This is a genomic window from Campylobacter sp. 2018MI10 (assembly GCF_018501175.1).
In the GTDB taxonomy this organism is placed as follows: domain Bacteria; phylum Campylobacterota; class Campylobacteria; order Campylobacterales; family Campylobacteraceae; genus Campylobacter_E.
In genome coordinates this window covers 173,997-195,953 of sequence record NZ_JAHCZD010000001.1, presented here as the reverse complement: position 1 = coordinate 195,953, position 21,957 = coordinate 173,997, and the positions used below count along the sequence as shown (strand labels likewise).

The 21,957-nt window shown below is 26.9% G+C and carries 23 protein-coding genes and 1 tRNA gene; 11 read left to right on the top strand and 13 right to left on the bottom strand.

Features of this window, described 5'->3' with window-relative positions:
• The first annotated feature begins 24 nt into the window (after positions 1-24).
• Complete coding sequence (locus KJR01_RS00995; protein WP_214115987.1) at positions 25-837, top strand: hypothetical protein; 813 nt, start codon at positions 25-27, stop codon at positions 835-837.
• A gap of 15 nt (positions 838-852) precedes the next feature.
• Positions 853-2,013 carry a Cj0814 family flagellar-dependent secreted protein gene (locus KJR01_RS00990; RefSeq protein WP_214115985.1) on the top strand — a complete coding sequence of 387 codons (1,161 nt, stop codon included), beginning with the start codon at positions 853-855 and terminating at the stop codon, positions 2,011-2,013.
• 139 nt (positions 2,014-2,152) lie between these two features.
• On the opposite strand, the gene KJR01_RS00985 is transcribed toward KJR01_RS00990, so the two are convergent.
• From KJR01_RS00985 to KJR01_RS00970, 4 genes are all read right to left on the bottom strand, one after another.
• Positions 2,153-2,965, bottom strand: a complete 813-nt coding sequence (locus KJR01_RS00985; protein WP_214115984.1) for a cysteine ABC transporter substrate-binding protein — start codon at positions 2,963-2,965, stop codon at positions 2,153-2,155.
• Positions 2,966-3,027: 62 nt separating this feature from the next.
• On the bottom strand, positions 3,028-3,768 hold the full coding sequence (locus KJR01_RS00980) for an amino acid ABC transporter ATP-binding protein (protein ID WP_239803371.1): 741 nt from the start codon (positions 3,766-3,768) through the stop codon (positions 3,028-3,030).
• The gene (locus KJR01_RS00975; RefSeq protein WP_214115982.1) at positions 3,768-4,424 is read right to left on the bottom strand and encodes an ABC transporter permease subunit; all 657 of its coding nucleotides are present in this window, start codon (positions 4,422-4,424) and stop codon (positions 3,768-3,770) included. Before KJR01_RS00975 ends, KJR01_RS00980 begins: the two co-directional genes overlap by 1 nt.
• Complete coding sequence (locus KJR01_RS00970) at positions 4,421-5,065, bottom strand: amino acid ABC transporter permease (RefSeq protein ID WP_214115980.1); 645 nt, start codon at positions 5,063-5,065, stop codon at positions 4,421-4,423. Before KJR01_RS00970 ends, KJR01_RS00975 begins: the two co-directional genes overlap by 4 nt.
• A gap of 249 nt (positions 5,066-5,314) precedes the next feature.
• On the opposite strand from KJR01_RS00970, the gene yedE reads away from it, so the two are divergent.
• Both yedE and yedF read left to right on the top strand, forming a co-directional pair.
• The gene (gene yedE / locus KJR01_RS00965; protein WP_214115978.1) at positions 5,315-6,499 is read left to right on the top strand and encodes a selenium metabolism membrane protein YedE/FdhT; all 1,185 of its coding nucleotides are present in this window, start codon (positions 5,315-5,317) and stop codon (positions 6,497-6,499) included.
• Positions 6,489-6,713 (top strand): sulfurtransferase-like selenium metabolism protein YedF, encoded by a 225-nt coding sequence (yedF, locus tag KJR01_RS00960; protein WP_214115976.1) that lies wholly within the window; start codon positions 6,489-6,491, stop codon positions 6,711-6,713. The genes yedE and yedF overlap by 11 nt, the downstream gene beginning before the upstream one ends.
• A gap of 23 nt (positions 6,714-6,736) precedes the next feature.
• On the opposite strand, the gene KJR01_RS00955 is transcribed toward yedF, so the two are convergent.
• The 9 genes from KJR01_RS00955 to KJR01_RS00915 all read right to left on the bottom strand — a co-directional run bounded on the left by KJR01_RS00955 (position 6,737) and on the right by KJR01_RS00915 (position 15,585).
• Complete coding sequence (locus KJR01_RS00955) at positions 6,737-7,897, bottom strand: multidrug effflux MFS transporter (protein ID WP_214115973.1); 1,161 nt, start codon at positions 7,895-7,897, stop codon at positions 6,737-6,739.
• Positions 7,898-7,976: 79 nt separating this feature from the next.
• Complete coding sequence (gene copM / locus KJR01_RS00950) at positions 7,977-8,342, bottom strand: CopM family metallochaperone (protein ID WP_214115971.1); 366 nt, start codon at positions 8,340-8,342, stop codon at positions 7,977-7,979.
• Positions 8,343-8,403: 61 nt separating this feature from the next.
• On the bottom strand, positions 8,404-9,552 hold the full coding sequence (locus KJR01_RS00945; RefSeq protein WP_214115969.1) for a metallophosphoesterase: 1,149 nt from the start codon (positions 9,550-9,552) through the stop codon (positions 8,404-8,406).
• A 2-nt stretch (positions 9,553-9,554) separates the two neighbouring features.
• Positions 9,555-10,895 (bottom strand): SH3 domain-containing C40 family peptidase, encoded by a 1,341-nt coding sequence (locus KJR01_RS00940; RefSeq protein WP_214115967.1) that lies wholly within the window; start codon positions 10,893-10,895, stop codon positions 9,555-9,557.
• Positions 10,895-12,172 carry a M99 family carboxypeptidase catalytic domain-containing protein gene (locus KJR01_RS00935; RefSeq protein ID WP_239803375.1) on the bottom strand — a complete coding sequence of 426 codons (1,278 nt, stop codon included), beginning with the start codon at positions 12,170-12,172 and terminating at the stop codon, positions 10,895-10,897. The genes KJR01_RS00940 and KJR01_RS00935 overlap by 1 nt, the downstream gene beginning before the upstream one ends.
• On the bottom strand, positions 12,165-13,223 hold the full coding sequence (locus KJR01_RS00930) for a 1-deoxy-D-xylulose-5-phosphate reductoisomerase (protein ID WP_214116014.1): 1,059 nt from the start codon (positions 13,221-13,223) through the stop codon (positions 12,165-12,167). The genes KJR01_RS00935 and KJR01_RS00930 overlap by 8 nt, the downstream gene beginning before the upstream one ends.
• Positions 13,224-13,255: 32 nt before the next feature.
• Complete coding sequence (locus KJR01_RS00925) at positions 13,256-13,984, bottom strand: phosphatidate cytidylyltransferase (RefSeq protein ID WP_214115966.1); 729 nt, start codon at positions 13,982-13,984, stop codon at positions 13,256-13,258.
• A 9-nt stretch (positions 13,985-13,993) separates the two neighbouring features.
• Positions 13,994-14,308, bottom strand: a complete 315-nt coding sequence (locus KJR01_RS00920) for a hypothetical protein (RefSeq protein ID WP_214115955.1) — start codon at positions 14,306-14,308, stop codon at positions 13,994-13,996.
• Positions 14,305-15,585 carry an NFACT RNA binding domain-containing protein gene (locus KJR01_RS00915; protein ID WP_214115953.1) on the bottom strand — a complete coding sequence of 427 codons (1,281 nt, stop codon included), beginning with the start codon at positions 15,583-15,585 and terminating at the stop codon, positions 14,305-14,307. The genes KJR01_RS00920 and KJR01_RS00915 overlap by 4 nt, the downstream gene beginning before the upstream one ends.
• A gap of 62 nt (positions 15,586-15,647) precedes the next feature.
• Between KJR01_RS00915 and KJR01_RS00910 the strand changes: the two genes are divergently transcribed.
• From KJR01_RS00910 to KJR01_RS00880, 7 genes are all read left to right on the top strand, one after another.
• A complete protein-coding gene (locus tag KJR01_RS00910) occupies positions 15,648-16,901 on the top strand; it encodes a 3-isopropylmalate dehydratase large subunit (RefSeq protein ID WP_214115951.1) in 1,254 nt (417 codons plus the stop codon).
• Positions 16,891-17,472 (top strand): molybdenum cofactor guanylyltransferase, encoded by a 582-nt coding sequence (locus KJR01_RS00905; RefSeq protein ID WP_214115949.1) that lies wholly within the window; start codon positions 16,891-16,893, stop codon positions 17,470-17,472. Before KJR01_RS00910 ends, KJR01_RS00905 begins: the two co-directional genes overlap by 11 nt.
• Before the next feature lie 30 nt (positions 17,473-17,502).
• A tRNA-Sec gene (locus tag KJR01_RS00900) sits at positions 17,503-17,601 on the top strand.
• Positions 17,602-17,677: 76 nt separating this feature from the next.
• The gene (locus KJR01_RS00895) at positions 17,678-18,742 is read left to right on the top strand and encodes a GGDEF domain-containing protein (protein WP_214115946.1); all 1,065 of its coding nucleotides are present in this window, start codon (positions 17,678-17,680) and stop codon (positions 18,740-18,742) included.
• A 2-nt stretch (positions 18,743-18,744) separates the two neighbouring features.
• On the top strand, positions 18,745-19,824 hold the full coding sequence (locus KJR01_RS00890) for a GGDEF domain-containing protein (protein WP_214115944.1): 1,080 nt from the start codon (positions 18,745-18,747) through the stop codon (positions 19,822-19,824).
• On the top strand, positions 19,817-20,887 hold the full coding sequence (locus KJR01_RS00885; protein WP_214115941.1) for a GGDEF domain-containing protein: 1,071 nt from the start codon (positions 19,817-19,819) through the stop codon (positions 20,885-20,887). The genes KJR01_RS00890 and KJR01_RS00885 overlap by 8 nt, the downstream gene beginning before the upstream one ends.
• Positions 20,884-21,954 (top strand): GGDEF domain-containing protein, encoded by a 1,071-nt coding sequence (locus KJR01_RS00880; RefSeq protein WP_214115939.1) that lies wholly within the window; start codon positions 20,884-20,886, stop codon positions 21,952-21,954. The genes KJR01_RS00885 and KJR01_RS00880 overlap by 4 nt, the downstream gene beginning before the upstream one ends.
• Positions 21,955-21,957: the final 3 nt, after the last annotated feature.

Genomic DNA, 21,957 nt, shown 5'->3' with positions numbered 1-21,957 from the left:
ATAGAAAAATAACGGGGGTTTAAAATGCAAATATCAAACTATAATCACTTTTATAATATTTTAAAGCGTGAAGCAATAATTAATTACAATGTAAAAGAGCGTAATCAAAGCACAATTGATAGTGTAAGAGAGCAATATATCAAAAATCTTAATTTAGATGAAAACTTATTAAATGATTTAAATAATACATTTATAAGAGATGATTATTTGCCAAAGAAAGCTTATACAATCAAAGAAGCTTTAAAGAATTTAAATAGTGATTATAGTGAAGCTTTAAAAGATTTAAAATATAACATAAATCAAATGTCTAATTTAATTTATAATTCAGCTTTTAGCGATTTTGATGAAACTTTTGTTGATGATGGGACTAATTTAGGCAATCTCAAAACCAAGCTTAATTTAAAATTAAGAGTAATACAAGAATACAAAGTAAGTAATATTTATCAAAGAGCTTTTAGTGATTTTTTTAACCCTGAAGACAAAAAAGAACTAAGAGAGTTTTTAAAAGATTTTAAGATTAATAATGAATACATTGATGAAAGTCTTAATAATATTAATGATAGTGATATTTTAAAATTATTATGTGATAAAAATATTAGCGTTAAAGATTTTATAAGTGAGTGCAAAAGATTAAAAGCTATAAAAGAAAATCATACAATACTTGATAATAAAAAAGATGATTTTGAAGCCATAGAAGTAAAAGGCACTAGCACTCGTGAAAATATGGAAGAGATTTTAAGTAAGATTGACCCACGCAAAGTAAAAGATGAAAGAGATTTATTAGCTATTGTAATGGCATATAAAGATAGCAAGAATTTATATGATAAAAGAATTTAAAATAAAGGAATAATTATGAAAATAAATTCTTATTCAACATATCAAATAACTAATATAAGCAAAAAAGAAACAAATAACGAGATTAAAAAAGTAGACAATAAAGCAGATGATAAAAAGGTAGGTGAAGTATTAGGATACGGAGTTGATAAAGATGGCTTTTTTACAAGTGATTTTAATAAAGCCGCAGGTATTCCGGATAATTATAAAATCCACAGCGATACTTTGAAAAATCTAGTAGAAAATAACGAAAAATCATATTTGGCACATAGACCATTTTATGAAATTGATATAGCAAAAAGCGTTGGTAATGCTTATAAAGTCTTAAGCCAAGTTGTAAGTGAAGATTTTTTAAACTCTAAAGATTTTTTTAACACCGAAGATATAAAGCAATTTCCACAAGGTTATATTCAAGCAAGAAGTGATGAAATCAAAATCAATAAAATTTTACATTCACCTGATGATTATGAGAATAATCACGGAATGACTTTTCAAAATGAACTTTACCAAACTCATCATCCCTTATTTTATTCTTTTGACAATGATGATAAAACCTTACCAAACACAAATATTTTTCCACCTGATAATATCAAGCAAGACCCTAGATTTAGTGGATATTTTGGTGATTATGACGAAGCAAGACAAAATTATATAAATGAAAATGGAGAAATATCAAAAGGCGGGCTTTTGATAGGTATATTAAAATCAAACCCAACTTTAATTGAAGGAGAAAGCACATATAAAGGTAAATTAAGTGGTTATGATAGAAAAATTAGCTCGGCTACATTTTTTGCATTTGATAAAGCGTTAGGAATGCAAGTAATGGCAAGGGGGGAAAATGGCTTTATGAGTGCTGAAGTTGAGCGTATGCCAAGATGGCTGAAAGATTATGTCAAATTAAATGCTTATGATAAACCATTAAGCCAAAGAAGTGCTATTTTAGGAAGTGCTAATTATACTAAAACCTTATATAGTCTTAATAGTGGATTTTTTAGTAGTAATAAAAAAGCTGAAGAAAAACAAGCTGATGAATTTATGAGAAAGATAAGAGAGTTAATGGGTTTAGAAAATCTAAATAAAAACATTAGCGAATTAAATTATGATGAGTTTTTAAAACTAGCTTTTAGTTTTAGCCAAAATAAAGTATCTAATATAAGATTGTTTGATATAAAAGTTTAGATTATTTTAGAAATTTTATTGCAAAAGTTATAAGATATTTTGATTTTTGAAAAGATTTTCTTATTTTAAATTCTTAAAACTAAATAGAATTTAAAATAAGAATAAAAAGCGAATTAGGAATAATCCTAATTCAAAATTATTAAAGTTTGCCGCCTTCTACAACAACGCTTTCTTTATCAATATCAGTTCCATAAACAGGTGCTAGAGTTTCATCATAATTTTTGTGGAAGAATTGCTCTTCGCCTAGTTTTACTATCTCATTATTTAGCCATTCTAAAAGCTCTTTATTACCTTTTTTAACAGCAGGTGCTATTACATCAATATCTCCTAATTCACTAATACCTACTACAAAATCAGGATTGTTTTTAACCCAAGCAAAAAGCAAGGTGTTATCGTGTGCTAGTGCAGCACCTCTACCATCTAATAATGCTCCAAAAGTTTCAGTATTTTGGTCGTATTTTGCTAGATTTACTCCGTTTTTATTTTTTGTAAAATACGCATCAGCAGTTGTGCCTTTATTTACGATTAGAGTTTTTCCAGCTAGTTCTTTAATGTCTTTAATCTCTGCATTTTTAGGACTTGCAATGCCTAATGAAACTTTCATATAAGGTAATGCAAAATCAACAACTCTTGCTCTTTCAGGTGTTTTTGTAAAATTAGCTAAAATAATATCAACTTTATCAGATTGTAAAAACTCAACCCTACTAGCAGCTTCAACAGGAACTAAGGTTAATTTATCTTCACTACCTAATAAATCTTTAGCAATTCTTTTTGCAAAATAAATATCATAGCCTTGGAATTTGCCTTCTTTATCAACAAAGCCAAATGGTGGTTTATCAGCAAAAACACCTATTTTAATATTATCGCTAGTTTTAATCTCTTCAATATTTCTAGCATTAGCAAAACAGGTTAGTAAAGCCCCTGCAACAAGTGATAAAATAACTTTTTTCATAATTTCTCCTTTAAATAAAATCGCTTGTAATTAAAACGCAAAAAAATTAATAAAAGATAATTTTAATCCTTTTTAAATTCAAACATATTTAAAAATTGCTTAGCTCTATTAGTTTGAGGATTTGTAAAAAACTCTTCAGGACTTGCAATTTCAACGATTTTGCCACTATCCATAAAAATAATTTTATCAGCTACAGCTCTAGCAAATGCCATTTCGTGAGTTACTATTAGCATTGTTTTTTCTTCTTTTGCAAGATTTAATAATACATCTAAAACTTCTCTTACTATTTCAGGATCAAGCGCAGCCGTAACTTCATCAAAAAGCATAATTTCAGGATTCATACATAAAGCTCTAACTATTGCAATTCTTTGTTTTTGACCACCACTTAGCTCTTTTGGATAGGCGTTTTGTTTGTGTTCTAAACCAACTTTTTGCAATAAATCTAGGGCTTGTTTTAAAACTTCATCTTTTTTACGCTTTTGAACTTTCATAGGAGCTAATAAGATATTTTCAAGTACATTTAAATGGTCAAACAATTCATAGCTTTGAAACACCATTCCAACATATTTTCTAATCTCTTGCCAGTTTTTATAATCTTTAGTAATTATTTCATTTTTTATATAAATATTTCCACTAGCTATATTTTCAAGTCCGTTAATACACCTTAAAGTTGTGCTTTTTCCACAGCCACTAGGCCCTACTAAAACAACAACTTCGCCTTTATTAACTTCAAAAGAAATATCCTTTAAAGCGTGGTTATTGCCGTAAAATTTATTAATATTTTCAAGTTTTAAAATACTCATTAACTCCACCTTTTTTCTAGTATTTTTGATATTTTTGATAAGGGATAACAAATTATAAAATATATAAAAAATATAATTGTATAAATATATAAAGGTGCTAGATTGCTAATAAATAATGTAACTTCTTTTAATTGATTACCTATTGCTAAAATATCTACAACACCTATTAAATAAGCTACTGAAGTAGTCTTAATCATACGGCTTAAAAGATTTATTACATTAGGAATTAATCTTTTTAATGCAAGTGGCAAAATAATATATCTATACATTTGGTATTTGCTAAGTGCAAGTGCGATTGAGCTTTCAAATTGGTGTTTAGGAATACTTGTTATTGCACCCCTTACTAAATCCATCATCTCAAACATACCCCAAATCACAAATACAATAATAGTAGCACTAATAGCATCTATACTAAGCCAACTTGACATTCCAAAATATATTAAAAATAGCCAAACGATAATAGGCATAAATCTTATAATTTCAAGAATTATTTTTAGAATATAAAAAATAATTTTATTTCCTAAACTCATAAAAACGCCTAAAACAAGCCCACCTATAATTGAGAAAAATATAGATACAAAAGATATAAATAAAGTAACTTTTAAGCCTTCATAAAGCCTTGAATAAATTGATAAATCAAATAATATTTCACTCATTTTCTAATCCTTGCTTCAAACCAAGTTAAAAATAATGAAAGCGGTAAAATCATTATAAAATAAGCAACACAAAGCATAAATAAAGCTTCATTAGTTACATAATAAAGTCCTATTATATCTTTTGCTGTATAGACTAAATCAGCTAGAGCTATTACACTTACTACTGATGTTTCTTTTAACAAAAATATTATATTTGCATTAATACTAGCTATAGAAACTCTAAGTGATAATGGCAATAATATGTAGTATAAAACTTGATTTTTGCTTAACGCTAGAGCATATCCTGCTTCTATTTGGTGCTTATTAATAGCATTTAAGCCTGATTTTAAACTCTCAGCCATATATCCACCACCTAAAAATGCAAGTCCAATTACTCCACAAGTAAAGGCTTCAAGTTTAATTCCAAGCTTTGGCATTGCATAATATAAGAAAAACAAATGAATTAAAAGCGGGGTATTTCTTGAAAGCTCTATATAAGCATTACAAATTAGTTTTAAAAACCTTAGTTTATGTAGTTCAACCCACATACAAAATAGCCCTATTAAAAATGATAAAACTATGCCATAAAATGCAAGTTTTATAGTAAGGATTAATGCGTCTATGTAAAGTGGATAAAACTCTTTTATAACTTCAAAATCCATCTAAGCTCCTAGCTAAAATAAAAACGGGTTAAATATATCTTTTTTTGATAAATAATATTTGCAATTTTATTTTCAAATTCTTTTAATTTTGTTACAAAAATTATTAATAAATATGTGTTTATATTAAATAATTTTATTCAAATAAATTAACTTGATTTTGAGATAAATAATTTAAAGAAATCTTTAAGAATGCTAATTTATAATCAGCCTTTTAATTTTGGCTAAGTTTTAGCTATACAAAGGATTTTTATGAAAACTTCAAATTTTGGTGCAGAACTTGCACACTTTCATCAAAACTACCTAAGCAAATTCTATAGCAATACTAAAGCGGTTATGGTTTTAAGCATAATGGCAACTTTATATTTTGCTATTTTTGGTGGTGTTTTTGCAGTAACAGGTGAATTTACTCGTATCGGTGGGGAAATTCTTGAGCTTTTTGGAATGGATTTAAGTTCGTATTCATATTATCAAAAGCAAAATCTAAACGGAACTATGCTAACTCGTGTTGATGGAGTTATGATTATTGGACTTATAATTGGTTGTTTATTAGCTGCTAGCGTTGCTAATAAGGTGTATTTTAGAAAAATAGCTTCTAAGACTAGATTTTTTCAAGCATTAGTAGGCGGAATATTAGCAGGATTTGGCGCTAGACTTGCTTGGGGATGCAATTTGGCTAACTTTTTTACAGGTCTTCCTTATTTTTCTTTACATACTTGGGTTTTTGCTATTTTTATGTGTCTTGGGGTTGCGGCGGCTATTTTGGTGCTAAAAATTAAGATTTTTGCTCCTAGATATGAGATGATTAAAACAAATACTCCGCAATTAAAAATAGATAAGAATTTAGAACAAAAAAACAAAATTATTTTATTTCTTAGCGTAATTGCTTTTTTTGTATTCTTTGCATATTTAGCTAGTAATGATACTAAAAATCTTCCTACAGCATTGATATTTGGTGTGATTTTTGGCTGGTTGATACAAAAAGGACAGATTTGCTTTACTTCTTGTTTTAGGGATTTATTTTTATTTAAAAGATATAGTTTTTCTTTAGCTTTATTTGTATCAATGTTAGTTGCTAGTATTTTTGTATTTGCATTATTAAATAAAGGCGGATACAACGCTAAGGTTTTAGAAATATCTCTTGGGCTTTGCACTGGAGCATTTATATTTGGCTTTGGTATAGTGTTTGCAGGTGGTTGTGAATGTGGATTTTTATATCGTGCAGTAGAAGGGCAAACTCATTTTATAGTAGTTGGTATTGGAAATATAATAGGAACTATGCTAATTGCTTTAAATTATGATTTATTGCCTAAGTGGTTTTTGAGTGGAGAAAAAATCAAATTAAGCGGATATAGTGGTCTTGGCATTAATATAGCTTTATTTTTAATAAGCATTGCTTTGATATTATTTTATGCAAGGAGAAAAAATGAAAATTGATTATTCTATTTCTTTATTAGGCGAACCTTGTCCTTATCCTGCAATTGTTGCTAATGAAGTAATTCACAAGTTAAAAAGTGGCGAAGTATTAGAAATAATTAGCGATTGTCCGCAAAGTATTAATGGAATTCCACCTGATATGAAAGCTTTAGGTCATAGTTGCGAAGTAGTGCAAAATGGCTCTATTTTAGGCTTTTATATCACTAAAAAATAAGTTTAGAATTTAAAACAGAAGTTTTAAATTCTAATTAACTTAAATCTTAAAATATAAACTAGACTTGCAAGTAAGCAAAAAACGCTTATTATGCAAGCTAGTGCAAAACTCGTATTAGCATTCATAGCACCGACTAAAAACGCTGCAAATCCTGCGAACATAAATTGCATAGCTCCAAGTATTGCTGAAGCACTACCTGAATATTTTTTAGATTTTTGCATAGCTTTTGTAACTAGATTTGGTGTTATAAAGCCTAGCATACATAAAGTTAAGAATAAAAATAAAGTAAAAGTATAAAAATTATTTGATAAAAGTATTAAGCAAAATGAATTAATTATCATTGTTATACAAGCTATAAAAATTACTTTTGATATACCAAATTTAGAAGTAAAATATACATTTAATCTAGCTGTTATCATAAATCCTAAAGAATTTATCCCAAATATTAATCCATATTCTTGTAAGCTGATATTAAAAACATTGGTAAAAACAAAACTTGAGCCACTAATATAAGCAAATAAAGTGCTCATAATTAAACTTGAGCTAATTACATAAATTAAAAAACTTTTATTAGTTAAAACACTTTTATATGCTTTATAAATATTTGAAAATGAAAATGGAATTTGATTTTTGTTACTTTCTTTTATATAAAAAATACTTAAAAATAATAATAAAATTCCAAGACAAAATAAAGTAATAAAAATGCTTTGCCAAGAAAAGTATTTAAGCAAAAGCCCACCAATGCTAGGAGAAATCATAGGAGCTATGCTAGAGCTAATCATCATTAATGAAAATACAGCCACTGCTTTTTGCTTAGAAAAACAATCATTTACAATAGCTCTTGCAATCACAACCCCAGCACATCCGCCAAGTGCTTGCATAAATCTTAAAGCAATAAAAGTATAAATATTATCAACTAAAAAACATAAAAAGCTAGATATTATAAATATGAAAAGTCCTATAATTAATGGGATTTTTCTACCATAAATATCACTAATTGGTCCATATAATAATTGTCCTAATGCAAAGGCTATAAAAAAACTAGCAATGCTTAATTGAGTATAAAACTCACTTGTATTAAAACTATGCTGAACTAAGCTTAATGCAGGTAAATACATATCGGTTGCAAGTGGGGCAATAGCACTTAAAAATGCCAATATTAAAATAAAAAATTTTTCTTTCATCTATACTCCTAAAAAATATGATATTGTCTTAATTTGGCAAATGAAGTTTTATGCAAGGAAAATTACCTTGCATAAATTATTAATGTTGATGATGATTGATTGCTTCTGGATATTTATAGCCTTTTTTCTCTAAATATTCTTGCATAAATTTAATTTCAATTTCTTGAGCTTTTATAATATCATTAGCTAATTTTTTGATATTTTCATCTTCTCCATATTTTAAAACGATTTTAGCCATATCAACAGCACCAATGTGATGAGGTAGCATACCTGCTACAAATGCTATATCAGGGTCGTTTTCATTCATACCTACTTGCATTTTAGAGTGCATTTTCATCATACTTTCATTTAGTTCTTTTTTCATATCGTTTAATTCTTGAGGACTTAAATCTTTAGCAAATAAACTAAATGCACCTAAGCATAAACATAAAAAAATTTTTTTCATAAAATACTCCTTGTTTTAAATAAAGATATATTTTATTAATTAGTAATTTCTATTAAGTAAATTATTTAGATTTTACATTAATTAAGACTATTTCGCTACTTGCATTAAACCTAGCTACTATGCCCCAAAATCCCGCTCCACTTGTTACATACATTTTGCTATTTTTTATATTATATAAGCCTTTTAAATATCCTTGCTCAAGTTTAACAGCTAGGCTAAAAGGAAAGATTTGTCCTGCGTGAGTATGTCCAGCTAGGATTAAATCATAAGGGCTAACATCGTATTTTTTAACAAATTTTGGCTGATGGGTTAGTAAGATATTAAACTTATCTAATTTAGGCTTTAATTTGCTAATATCAGGCTCAAAAGTCTTAAGCTTTAGCCCCATCAAATCATTTACACCTGATATTACAAAATCATCAAATTCTATGCTTTTATTATCTAAAAAATGCAATTTATATTTTTTTAATTCCTTAGCGATACTGCCTACTCCGTGATAATATTCGTGATTTCCTAAGACATAAAATGTGCCATAGGTTGATTTTAGTTCATTTAGATAATTAAGGTTTTTGACATTATTAATACCTGTATCTACTAAATCTCCTACGATTACTACTAAATCAGGATTTAAAGAATTAATTTTATTAATTATATTTATAAAAAACTCATCATTTAAATTCTTTTTTAGATGAATATCAGCTATCATTGCGATTTTTAAATCTTTTTTTAGTTTATCTTCGTTTAGATTTATTTCTTTTATTTTAGGGACTTTTATTGCGTTTTTTGATACCTTATAAAAAAATACAAAAGCTATGAAAATAAATATATACTCATAATTTAAAATATTTATATCTTTTAAATAATAAATAAGTATAAAAAATATAGGAAAAAAATTGAATATCTCCCATATATCAATTGCTTTTGCAAAATGTTCTTCATAGACGATTTTTGTCTTGATATAATAAAAACTCATAATTATAAAAAACACAATAGTTGAAGCAATTAAAATTATAAAAGAATAATATAAAAGCTCTTTAATTAAGTTTTCTTGAGTAATTAGGCTTAGTTCAAACGCAAAAATAATACTATAAAAAGCCACAATTATTTTTCTAAATTTATTAAAAGTATTATTTTTAATAGTTCTTAAAAGCATATTTGCATTAGCGAAAAATACCAATAAAAAATATAAAATACCAAGTAATATAGCCATAATTAGTCCTTATTAGAATTTAAATTAGGAATTTCAAACTGCAATTCATCAGCAAATAGATTTCTCATACCAAAAATCCTACTTAATATTACATCTTGTTCTTTTACACTTGAGAGATTTTTGCCTGCATCTATTGTGGTTATTGCTACTTTTCCAACGATAATTCTACTCTCAACTCCACGCTCATAATTTTTAATCCCCCATAAATTATGCAATATATAGATTTTGTTATCAAATTCTCCTAAATATAAAACTATATGACCTTTTAGAGCTAGCAAGGTTGCAAAAGGTATTGCATTGCTTTTAATATAATTATATTTTTGTTTATTGCTAAGTTTTGAGATATTAAAAAATATTTTTCTATTTAAATAATCTTTTTGATAGATTTGATCTTGCGAATTTCTAGCTAGAAAAACTCCAAATGTGCCAAAGACATCTTTTAAAAAAGCAGAGCAATCTCTATCGCCGTTTAATCCGCCCCAGCCATAGTTTTGTCCTATTAATTCATTTGCGATTTTTTTTAAATCAACGCTAGAAAAACTATCTCCAAGTTTGAAAAAATCTTCTTTTTTAACCTTTATTTCAATAAGTTTTGCGTTATTGTTTAAATCCTTTTTAAAAACTCTTATAGTATAAAAATTAGCACTTTCTTTACTTAATGCCAAAGGCATTCCAATTCTTGCGTATTCTATGAAGTCGTCATTTTTATCTATTAATGCAATTTTATCTTTTTTAGGCATTATGAAGTCTTTTGATGATTTATAAATATTTAAATCTTCATCGCTAATAAATGCAATATTTTTATTTTCTATAAAGCCAACTACCACGCTATTATAAATAAAACTCCAGCCAAAATCCTTGCTAAAATGAGAGATTTTAACAGGAGTATATGCGTAGATAAATGAGTTTTGCAAATAATCAAACGGATAGCCTTCGCCTGCTAATTTAGGATTTTTAAATCTTGGTTTTTTAGTAGGTAATAATCTTAAATTACTTGAATGAATAATGATTGCATTTTTTGAAATTTTGTTTAAATTATCAAAATCAGCATTATCTACTATATTTTGCATTAATTTTTGAGAATTTAATTGATAATTTTCTCCATAACCTGTGTCTTTTAAAATATCATTTGCAATATTTTTCATATTGATATTTGTTTTATCAATTCCCCACACATAAAATAGGTTTTTTAAATAATTTTCTTTTAATTTTTGCGATACTTCTTTATTGATATAAAACTCATTGCTCTCATAATTATTTAAGTCTTGAGATGGAAGAGCAAAATAATTTTTACTGCAAGAAGTAAAAATTACAACACAAATAATTAAAATAATATTTTTCATCATTCAAATCTAATTAAAATTTCACCTATAAATTTATTATCTTCGTAAGCTTCAACCCTATAAATCTTACCTGCTTTATCAATTGAGTATTGTTTTTGCATATTTTTAAGGCTTAGTTTTATACTATCTTCACTATCTTTTGCGTTATAGCCTATGACATTTATCCTTACTTTATCGTGTTTTTTAACTAAAAAATAATTTTTTACTTCAATCATTTTTGCGAAATTAGTTGTGATTTCTTTATCATCAACAATTAAATTTAACTTATCAATAATATCGCTATATTCAACATTTTTTTCTAAATACAAATTAGTTTGAAAGCGATTGCCGTATTGAATACTAAAGCCATTATCTTGATTGTTTTTAAAAATCGCAGTTAATTCATTGCTAGCTTTATAAGTAAATGGCAATTTTATTGGAATAAATCTTATTTTTTCTCTTGGTTTTTGAAGGCTTAATAAAAAGCGATTTTCAATTTTAATTAAAATCGGTTTTTCAATAACTTCTCTTACTGCATTAGGATTTAATTCAAATTCTCGCTCAAATTCAACTCCAGCAGCCTTTAAATAGCTCTCAATTGCTAGTAAATGATAATATGCTCTTTCGTGGGTTAATAGATTTTTGCTAGCTTCGTTTGCATAGGCGGCTTTGCCTTGAGTAATTGCATAATAAGTTAGGCTTTTTAGCATTTCTTCATCGCCATTTGCTGTGTTTGTGTTTTTTAAATGATAGCTATGTAATTTGTGTAATAAATTATTATTTATACTTTCACAAGCCTTACTTGCAATTTCGTTTAAATTCCCGTATTTTGCGTCAATTTGCTCTTGGTCAATTATGCAAGAATTTCCCCATTTTTTAGGATTTTTATCCTTATTTATATAATTTGGAGAATAATATCCACTACCATCGTGAAGATTTATTATGAGTTTTACTTCAGGTAAAGTTATTATTTTTTTTATTAATTCAACTGTGTAATAATCAGGGTCATCTTCGCTAAGTTCAGCAAATTTGCGATTTAAATCTCCAAATTCTCCACGACTTCTAGCAATTATTGAATCAAATGCAAGATTTGGCACCACAATTACTTTCCCTTTAGTGATTTTATAATCAGTGATTAATAAGCTAGCAGCGTGAAAACCACCTGGCTCATCTCCTTGAATACCGCCAAAAATCAAAACGGTATTATCACAAACTTTTTCACATTCTCCTAAAGTGTTTATAGTAAAATTTAAAGCAAATAAATTAAGACTTAAAAATGTTAAAAATATCTTAAGCATTCAAAAACTCTCTTACCATTTTATCTACACTAAACACATCATCAATAGTATTTATTTTACTATCAGCAAATTTATCTAAAGCCTTAAATACTGCGTCACTAATATCATAGAATTTACATTCATCTTTTAAATATTTATATACAAATTCTTCATTAGCAGCATTGATAATAACACCTAAATCAGGATTATTTAATAGCTCATCTTTTAGCCTAAAAATAGGGTATTTATTAGGATTTATCTCAAAGAATTCTAATTTAGCAAGTTTTAAAATATCAAAATATTCACAAGCAGCAAAATCACTCTCACCTAAGAGTGCATTTGCAATGCTAAGCTTCATATCAGGCACGCTAAAATAAGCACTCATTGAGCCATTAATACTTTCACAAAATGCGTGAATACTTGAGCTTGGCTCTATGATTGCGTCTAATTCTAAATTAGGATATAAATGTTTTGCTTCTATTAATTCATAAAGCTTATTTGTCATTGTTGCACTATCTATTGTGATTTTTGCTCCCATATCCCAATTAGGGTGTTTTAAGGCTTCATTTGCTTTTAGATTTGCAACTTCATTGTATTTAAAAAATGCCCCACCACTAGCAGTAATTGTGAGCTTTTTAGGGTGTTTAATACCCCTTAAAAGTGCTGCTAATGCACTATGCTCGCTATCAATAGGAGAGATATTAAAAGTATCAAGAAATTTTCCAGCCACAACCAAGCTTTCTTTATTTGCTAAAAAGAGTTTTTTATCTAATTCTTGAGTTTGTAAAGATATTTTAAGCCCTGCAAATCCTACTATTGCATTGATAATTCCATCACTTTTTAAATCTTGCATTATAAATGCAGCGTCTTTTATTGAGTATTTATTAGAATGATTGACTTTATCTAGTATTTCATCACTTGCTAAGACTATTTTAGGATTAAACATTTTTATTTGTTCGTTTAATAATTCATAGTTTTTATAAGCACTAATGCACTCTAATTTAATATCAGCTTGTTTTATTATTTTTAAAGCATTAACGCCGATTGAACCAGTTGAACCAAATACGCTTATAATTTCAGGTTTTGTTGGATTTATAGTAAAGCTCATAAGAATACCACCATAATAATACTAGCAAAAATCAAAGCATCAACTCTATCTAATACTCCGCCATGTCCAGGGAAAAGCTCTCCACTATCTTTAACCTTCGCTAAGCGTTTTAAATAGCTTTCAAATAAATCTCCAAATACAGCAAAAAACGCCATTAAAAATGATAAAAATAAAACTCCAAAAAAGCCAATCTCACTATAAACAAAACTAGCATAAATACTTGAAACTATTGTGCTAATGATAATTCCACCGATTACTCCTTCTAAAGTCTTATTAGGAGAACTTGGGCTAAAGCTAGTTTTTCCATATTTTTTACCTACAAAATAAGCAAAACTATCACATAAAACAACGCTTAAAAGTAGCCAAATAAAGCCACTTAATTCAAATCTAATATAAGTTTCAAAAATAAAGCTAATTCCAATTCCTGCATAAATAAATGGTAGAATTTCTTTTAAATCTCCTTGTTTGTATGCTAAAAAAGAAGCAAGAACTAAAATAGCAAAAATCATAGAAACCACAGGCATTTGAGTATAAATTCCTAATATCAATCCTAAGGCTAAAATTAAATAATTATTTTTAGTATCAAATAATTTACAAGCTTCAAAATATCCAATGCCACTAGCTAATAAAAATATTATTAGCCATAAATAATAAGAATTTATCGCTAGAAAAATTACTGCAATTATTGCAAAAATTAAGCCTGTTTTTATTTTTTCATTCAACATAAATACTCCTTAAACAAGTTTATCAAAAAGCCTATCGCTTTCTTTTATTTCTTCAATTTCTTCATCTTCTTCTATCATAACACCGAAAAAATTAGCTCTTTTATGCTCTTTTTTAGGGCGTTCTTCTTGATATGATTTTTCATCATCAAGATTTGTGTTTGTTTTTGAGCTTTCGCTACTTTCTTCTATTACATTAACTTCTGGCGTAACTAAAGTAATTTGCTCATCAGCAAACATTTTTGCATTATGTTTTGCGTGATTATCAATCGCTACGCCTTGATTTTGATTTATATAATTTATATTTCCAATATTGCTAACACTCATAAAAAAACCTTTATAGTATCGTAATTAACATAATTAACGAACGCTTTTTCAATAATTTTTACATTTGCTCTTTTTGTAAAATCTACTAAAAAATTACCTTCTTTTTTACCAGAATAACAAGCACAAAGACTTGCAGCATGATAGATTAAATCTATATCATAGCTTTTTTTGTTGCTTGAAATTATTACATGAGAGCCTTTTAAATCCTTTAAATGAAACCATAAATCATCTTTTTTGCTATTTTTTAGCAAATATTCATTAGCGTTTTCATTAAGTCCTACGCTAATTTTGTAATCATTTACATAAAAATTTAATATGTTTGGATTTTGCTGGGTTTTGCCTTTTTTATTGTTTTTTGCGAATAATGAGCGTAAAAATACTTCATCTTTTGTGCAAATTATTGCTTGTTTTAGGCTATTTAAAGCATTTATTTTTTCGTTTAGATTATCTTTTTCTATGCTTATATTTTTTGCTTTTTGGCTTAATTTTTTAGCGTTTTTATAAATATTATTTAGCTCATATTTTGCAGAGTTGATTAAAGAATATTTATAAATTCCTATTTCAAATTCTCTTTCGTAATCTTTGATTTTATATAAGTTTTCTTTTAGTGCATCGCCTTTTGCGTATTCATAAAGTGCTTTTTTGTTTAGCAATTCTTCATCTTCTAAAGAATTTATTAAAAGCTCTAATTTTTCAATTTTTTTATCATTTTCCATTATTTTTTGAGCTTTTAATGAGTTTAATTTCTCGTTTTGAAGACTTGCAAAAATATTTGCGAAATAAATTTTAAAATCTTCAATTTTTATATTTTTTTCAGTGATTTTTGTAGGTTCTAAATCTATGTAAGGTTCATTTTGTAAAATATCTCTAAGGTTGTTTTTGCCGTATCTTAAGGCACTTATTATATTTCTTTTATCATCTAAGATTAGTGCATTTGTAAATTTTCCTGAAAACTCAAGTATTAAATAAAATTCCATTTTTTTATAAGCGTGAGCTAAGGCTAGTTTAAACTCTAAAATCCTATTATTTATAGGCACTTTAATATCTAAAATACTTGCGTTAAAAAGCATTTTTTTAAGTTGTAAATCAAATGGACTAGTATAATCTTTAGCATATAAATTACCACTATAAATTGCACTTTTGCCCTTGGTTAAATCAAAATATAGTTTATCTTTAAACTCAATACATAAGCAATTATCGTTTATTCTATATGCACGATTTATCTTTTTATATTGCTTTAAATAATCTTTAATTTGCACTAAATCATAATAATTCATTTTTAATCCTTTTATTAATTTTAACGGCTAAAATTAATAAAATTAGAAAAAAAGGGAAATCTATGACTTTAACAGAACAAATATTTGCTCATCATATAGGAAAAGAAGTAAAAGCAGGTGAGATTATTGATTGTCCTATTGATATGGTAATAGGAAATGATATTACAACTCCAATTTCTATTAAACAATTTAAAAAAAGTGGTGCTACAAAATTAGCTAATCCTGATGGTTTTGCAATTGTGCTTGACCACTATATTCCTGCAAAAGATATTCTAAGTGCAAATCAAGCAAAAATTAGTAGAGATTTTGCAAAAGAACATAATTTAAAATATCTTTTTGATGAAAAAAATATGGGTATTGAACACGCACTTTTACCTGAAAATGGACTTATTAGCCCAGGTGATGTGATAATTGGTGCAGATAGCCATACCTGTACGCACGGAGCTTTAGGAGCATTTGCTACTGGAATGGGAAGCACTGATTTAGCGTATGCAATGATAACAGGTAAAAACTGGTTTAAAGTGCCAAGTGCTATTAAAGTGCAGTTTCGTGGAAAATTAAAGCCTTGGGTTTATGGAAAAGATTTAATTTTAGAAATTATTAGAATTTTAGGCGTTGATGGGGCTTTATATAAATCATTAGAGTTTTTTGGAATTGAAGAGCTTGATATGGATAGCCGTTTTAGTTTATGTAATATGGCGATTGAAGCAGGTGCAAAGAATGGAATTTGTGCTGTTGATAATGTTACAAGAGAGTTTTTAAACTCGGTTAATTTAAAGAGAAAAGGCGTTGAGTTTAGCCACTTGCCAAATGCTGTTTATGAAAGAGTAATTGAGATTGATTTAGACAAGCTTGACCCTGTTGTAGCATATCCATTCTTACCAAGTAATGGTAAAAGTATAAAACAAGCTGTAAGTGAAAAGGTAAAAATTGACCAAGCATTTGTAGGCTCATGCACAAATGGAAGGCTAAGTGATTTAAGAATTGCAGCGAGTATTTTAAAAGATAAAAAAGTTCATTCAGATGTAAGAATGATAATTACTCCAGCTACAACCAAAATTGCTTTACAAGCTCAAAAAGAAGGCTTAATGGATATATTTGCTAGTGCTGGTGCAGTTGTAAGTAATCCAACTTGTGGTGCTTGTTTAGGTGGGTATATGGGGATTTTAGCTGATGGAGAGCGTTGTATATCAACTACGAATAGAAATTTCGTAGGTCGTATGGGTGCGAGAACTTCAGAAGTTTATCTTGCAAATAGTGCAATTGCGGCTGCTAGTGCAATTAAAGGATATATTTGTTCTCCTGATGAGCTTTAAAAATAGCGTTTGCCTAATTTTAGGTGGTGGAAAATCAAGTAGAATGGGGCAAGATAAGGCTAATTTACGCTTTAATTATAAAAAGCGTGAAATTAGCCTGATTAATTATTTATATGAAAAATTACAGCCTTTATTTAATGAAATATATTTTTGTGCTAAGACTAAGCCAAGTGATTTAAAATGTAAATTTTTAAAAGATAATTATGAATATTTTCATCCAATTAATGGTTTAAAGACTTTTAAAAATATTAAAATTCCTAATTCAAATTCTGTTTTTGTAATTGCAGTTGATTTTGTAAAAATTAATAAAAGCTCTATAAAAAGACTTTTTTATAAACATAAAAGATATAAAAGTTCAGTAGTGGCAAAAAGTATCAAAACTCATTTTTTATGTGGTTTTTATAAGATGAGCGATTTAAAATATTTAGATGAATTAGATGAAAATTGCAAAATCAAAGATTTTTTTATAAAGTCAAAGGCAATTACTTTAAGCTTTAAAAATGATAATGCTTTTTTAAATATGAATACAAAAAGTGATTTTGAAAAGTTTATTAAAAGTTACAGATATTAAACATTTTATGCTATAACTAAGCCTTTTTTATGGAGAGTTTGGCCTACTGGTGTAGCCCTAAGACTTCAAATCTTGTGGTGGGGTAGTTGACTATTCTGCGGGGGGTTCGATTCCTTCACTCTCTAGCCAAGTTTTGGAATTTTAAATAATATTTTAGGTTTAAATTATAAAATATTTTTTGATTTATGGTTTTAGGAAAAATAAGTTGAAAGAGATTAGAAGAGTTGATAATTTTGAATATATAATAAAAGTTACCGTTGTTATTATTGGCTTAGTTCATCTTATATATGCTGTTAGTTTTACTCTAACGGGGCTATATTTCTTATTACCTTCTAGCTTAATTCAAATTATTATTTCTTTATTAGTAGCTTATGTAGTGTTGATAAGAAACAAGGGATATGCAATTGCTACTTTATATGCGCATTTAGATATATTATTTTCTTGTTGTTATTGCACTTATTATCTTGGATGGGGCTATGGTTTTACTATGATAATAGTTCTTTTATTATCATTAGCATATTTACAAAATTTCAATACTTTCTTAGTTCCAATAGGTATAGGACTTGTAGAAGCGACTGCTTTTTTTGTAATGCTTTATATTACAAAAGATACTCCAAATTATCCAAATCCTTATATGCCATATATAAATATAGCTAATTTTTTATTTATGGTAGTTACATTGCTAGTTTATATTTGGCTAAATGATAGAGAAAACGCCAAGATTATTAAGCAACTTGATGCTAGAAAAGAATTCTTACAATATAAAGCTGAAAATGATTATTTAACCACACTTTTAAATCGTCGTGCTATGAATGAGATATTAGATAATATGTTAGAAAAATTAAAAAATAAAGAAGTAAATTCTTTAGCATTAGCAATAGGAGATATTGATAATTTCAAGCATTTAAACGATACTTATGGTCATAATTTTGGAGATTTAGCTTTAAAAGAAGTTTCTAAAGTGTTTAAAAACGAATATGAAAACAATACAAATACTTATGTGGCTAGATGGGGTGGAGAAGAATTTTTGATACTATTTAGCAATTACTCTTACAATGATGTTTTAAATTCTTTAGAAAAAAGTAGAAAATCTATTGAAAAATTACAAATTAAAGATAATTTAAATGAAACTAGCGTTACTATTTCAATAGGTGTTAGTTATTCTATAAATTTAATTAATAAAGATGTATTAATAACAAAAGCAGATGCAGCACTTTATAGTGCAAAAGACTCTGGAAAAAATAGAGTAAAGTTAGTTAATTTAGGTTAGATATGGGAAGTTTTTTAGATCAAGATGATTTAGTTGTAGCAAAAAAAATTGCTAGATATATACTAATTATATTTTCAACATTATATTTTTTATTATCTATTTTAATGGGTTGGTTAGGTCATAACTATCCTATGTTTGTTAATTTGTTTTTAGCTTGTATATATTTGTATTCATTAAAAAAGTTAGATTTATTAGAAGTCAATAGTTTAGTATATACGGTGCATTTTGTTTGTATAGTTTATGCTATTTTTATGGTTCTTTATTTTGGTTGGAGTTTTGGAGCTCAATATTTTTTAATACCTTGTATAGCTTTTTGTTATGTAGGTCAATTTGAAAATAGAAAAATTATCTATACATTAGCAATTTTTGAGAGTATAGTTTTTGAATTATTGTATATATTTATGGAAGTTAATAAATATACCTTACAAAATCAATTATATGTGCTTGGATACAATATTAATGGCATATTTTATATTATTCATAGCTTATTTGCGTGTCTTACAATTATAATTGTTATGTATTTTTTAAAAATTAAAGTTTATAAAACAATTGAGACAAAAGAAAATGCAAATGAAGTTTTAAGTATTAATGCTTCTACAGACCCGCTTACATATTTGCTAAATCGTTGGGCTTTTATGGAAAAAATTCATTTAATTCAATATAAAAAGAATTTTCATTTTGCTTTAATAGATATAGATTTTTTTAAAAAAGTTAATGATACTTATGGGCATAGTGTTGGAGATGAAGTTTTAAGAGTAACCGCAAGTTGCATAAAGCTTAATTTTTCAAGATACACTGATATGATTGCTAGGTGGGGTGGGGAAGAATTCTTAGTATTTGCATTAGGTTGCAGTGAAGAAGAATTTTATGAAGCGTGTAATAATTTTAGAAAAGAGCTAAAAAATAATAAATTCTGTGCTGGCGATTTTACGATAAGTGCTAGTGTTGGTTGTTTGCATGTAAATGGCGATTTTTCATATAGTAATTTTGATAATTATATTAAAAAAGTTGATGAATTATTGTATATGGCAAAAAATAGCGGTAGAAATAGGATAGAAGCAAAGCGTATAGAAGATGAATGAATTTAGAAAGATAGATAATATAAGACAATTAGTAAAAATCACAATGATTTTACTAACAATAACCCATACTACTTATGGGAGTGTGTTTTATTTTCTAGGTCTTTATCCTATGGTTAATATTAAGTTTATTGAAGCTTTTATTGCTTTAGTAGCTACGATTTTTATTTTAAAAATTGACAAATATCATAATATTGCTGTTTATTTTACACATGCTTCTGTTTTGCTGTCTTGTTCAATTTGCACATATATTTTAGGGCAAGGATATGGTTTTTTAATAGTTATGATAGCACTTTTATCTCTTGGCTATGTTCATGACTTTAGCAGTTCTAAATATCCTTTGATTATTGGTATTTTTGAAATTATTTTATTTATAGTTACAATAATTATTACAAAAGATATTCCTGATTTTGAAAGCGAATATATGGTTTTTGTATATGTATTTAATGTTATAAATATTACTTCTGTAATTATTTTTTATTCATTTTATACGCATAGTATTGATGAGAATGAAAGTAAAATATTAGAAAAAGAAAGCATTAAATTACAAAATAAAGCTGATTATGATTATTTGACAAATATTTTAAATCGTCGTGCAATGAATGAAATTTTACATATATATCATAATTATTTTCAAAAAGACCAGATTCGTTCTATGGTAATTGTCTTAGGTGATATTGATAATTTTAAGAGTTTAAATGATGAGTGCGGTCATAATTTTGGAGATATTGTTCTTAAAAATACAGCAAAAATCATTAAAGATAAAATATCTAAAAGAGCTTCTAGTTATGTAGCTAGATGGGGTGGAGAAGAGTTTTTAATGCTATTAACAGGTCTTAGCATAGATGAAAGTGAAGAACTAATGAATGAGATTAGGGAAGATTTTGCTAACTATACTCATAAAGATGGTTATAATGCTAGGAAAACTACAATTACTTTTGGAATTTGTTATTCTTTAAGACTTGAAAGTATAGATTATATGCTATCTCAAGCTGATAATGCCTTATATAGTGGTAAAAAATCAGGTAAAAATAAAGTAGAAACTATAGTTTTAGGACAAATATGATAGATTTTGAAAAAAGAAAATATGAGCTAGTAGAAGTTTTACAAGCTGAAAAAATTATGAAAGGTATTTTAGTTTTTAATTTAGTATATGCTTTAATAATGATAATTAATGATATTCCTTATTTGTTTTTAGCATACTTTATGTTAGCGGGGTTATTTTTAATTTCTTTAGTTTTTGTAAAAAGTAATAATTTTAATGCTTGTATTCATATCACTTTTTTTTCTTGTTTTGTTTTTTCTGCTAGCTCAATTTATTATCTTGGGTGGGGTTATGGGTTTGAATATTATATATTACCTATAATATCTTATTTTTATATAGGTATTTATAGGAAAAAATACATTATATATTTAATAGCGACTTTCGGACTTATTTATTATTTGGCAATGTATTATTTTTTTTGTGTGAATGATTATTCTTTAGATATACCTTTATATTTATTTAGCGATGGTTCTAAATTCTATTTTAATTGTTTTAATGGGATTGTAGTATCAACTATTTTTGTAATTGTATCAAGTGTTTTAAGAAAACAAATATATATTGAATTAGAAAATAGACAAAATATAAATAAAAAGCTTGATAAAAGTGCAAATTTTGATTATTTAACAAGACTTATGAATAGATGGTGTTTTATAGATAGTATTGAAGATTTAAATATTAAAAGTAAGGTAAGTATTGCTTTAATAGATGTTGATTATTTTAAAAAAGTAAATGATACTTACGGACATAGTGTGGGAGATGAAGTATTAAAAAATTGTGCAAATTTAATGAGAAAGCATTTTGGAGAATATACTGATTTGATTTGTAGATGGGGTGGAGAAGAATTTTTAATATTAGCTTATAACGTATCTGCTTTAGATTTTGAAAATGTTTGTGAGAATTTTAGAATAGAGTATTCAAATTCTACATTTTCTGTTGAAAGCTTAACTACTAGCGTTAGTATAGGTTTAGTTTTTATAGAAGATAATTTTGCTAATAATATTTTAGATGAATATATAACAAGAGTTGATAAGTGTTTATATGAGGCTAAAAATACAGGTAGAAATAAAATAATAAAAAATATAATTTAATTT

Excerpts from the sequence above, each read along its gene's own strand:
- KJR01_RS00910 (WP_214115951.1), top strand. The coding sequence starts at position 15,648 with ATGACTTTAACAGAACAAATATTTGCTCATCATATAGGAAAAGAAGTA.
- KJR01_RS00990 (WP_214115985.1), top strand. The coding sequence starts at position 853 with ATGAAAATAAATTCTTATTCAACATATCAAATAACTAATATAAGCAAA.
- copM (WP_214115971.1), bottom strand. The coding sequence starts at position 8,342 with ATGAAAAAAATTTTTTTATGTTTATGCTTAGGTGCATTTAGTTTATTT.
- yedE (WP_214115978.1), top strand. The coding sequence starts at position 5,315 with ATGAAAACTTCAAATTTTGGTGCAGAACTTGCACACTTTCATCAAAAC.
- KJR01_RS00945 (WP_214115969.1), bottom strand. The coding sequence starts at position 9,552 with ATGGCTATATTACTTGGTATTTTATATTTTTTATTGGTATTTTTCGCT.
- KJR01_RS00975 (WP_214115982.1), bottom strand. The coding sequence starts at position 4,424 with ATGAGTGAAATATTATTTGATTTATCAATTTATTCAAGGCTTTATGAA.
- KJR01_RS00980 (WP_239803371.1), bottom strand. The coding sequence starts at position 3,768 with ATGAGTATTTTAAAACTTGAAAATATTAATAAATTTTACGGCAATAAC.
- yedF (WP_214115976.1), top strand. The coding sequence starts at position 6,489 with ATGAAAATTGATTATTCTATTTCTTTATTAGGCGAACCTTGTCCTTAT.
- KJR01_RS00935 (WP_239803375.1), bottom strand. The coding sequence starts at position 12,172 with ATGCTTAAGATATTTTTAACATTTTTAAGTCTTAATTTATTTGCTTTA.
- KJR01_RS00995 (WP_214115987.1), top strand. The coding sequence starts at position 25 with ATGCAAATATCAAACTATAATCACTTTTATAATATTTTAAAGCGTGAA.
- KJR01_RS00920 (WP_214115955.1), bottom strand. The coding sequence starts at position 14,308 with ATGAGTGTTAGCAATATTGGAAATATAAATTATATAAATCAAAATCAA.
- KJR01_RS00915 (WP_214115953.1), bottom strand. The coding sequence starts at position 15,585 with ATGAATTATTATGATTTAGTGCAAATTAAAGATTATTTAAAGCAATAT.
- KJR01_RS00880 (WP_214115939.1), top strand. The coding sequence starts at position 20,884 with ATGATAGATTTTGAAAAAAGAAAATATGAGCTAGTAGAAGTTTTACAA.
- KJR01_RS00940 (WP_214115967.1), bottom strand. The coding sequence starts at position 10,895 with ATGAAAAATATTATTTTAATTATTTGTGTTGTAATTTTTACTTCTTGC.
- KJR01_RS00885 (WP_214115941.1), top strand. The coding sequence starts at position 19,817 with ATGAATGAATTTAGAAAGATAGATAATATAAGACAATTAGTAAAAATC.
- KJR01_RS00955 (WP_214115973.1), bottom strand. The coding sequence starts at position 7,897 with ATGAAAGAAAAATTTTTTATTTTAATATTGGCATTTTTAAGTGCTATT.
- KJR01_RS00905 (WP_214115949.1), top strand. The coding sequence starts at position 16,891 with ATGAGCTTTAAAAATAGCGTTTGCCTAATTTTAGGTGGTGGAAAATCA.
- KJR01_RS00970 (WP_214115980.1), bottom strand. The coding sequence starts at position 5,065 with ATGGATTTTGAAGTTATAAAAGAGTTTTATCCACTTTACATAGACGCA.
- KJR01_RS00925 (WP_214115966.1), bottom strand. The coding sequence starts at position 13,984 with ATGTTGAATGAAAAAATAAAAACAGGCTTAATTTTTGCAATAATTGCA.
- KJR01_RS00890 (WP_214115944.1), top strand. The coding sequence starts at position 18,745 with ATGGGAAGTTTTTTAGATCAAGATGATTTAGTTGTAGCAAAAAAAATT.
- KJR01_RS00985 (WP_214115984.1), bottom strand. The coding sequence starts at position 2,965 with ATGAAAAAAGTTATTTTATCACTTGTTGCAGGGGCTTTACTAACCTGT.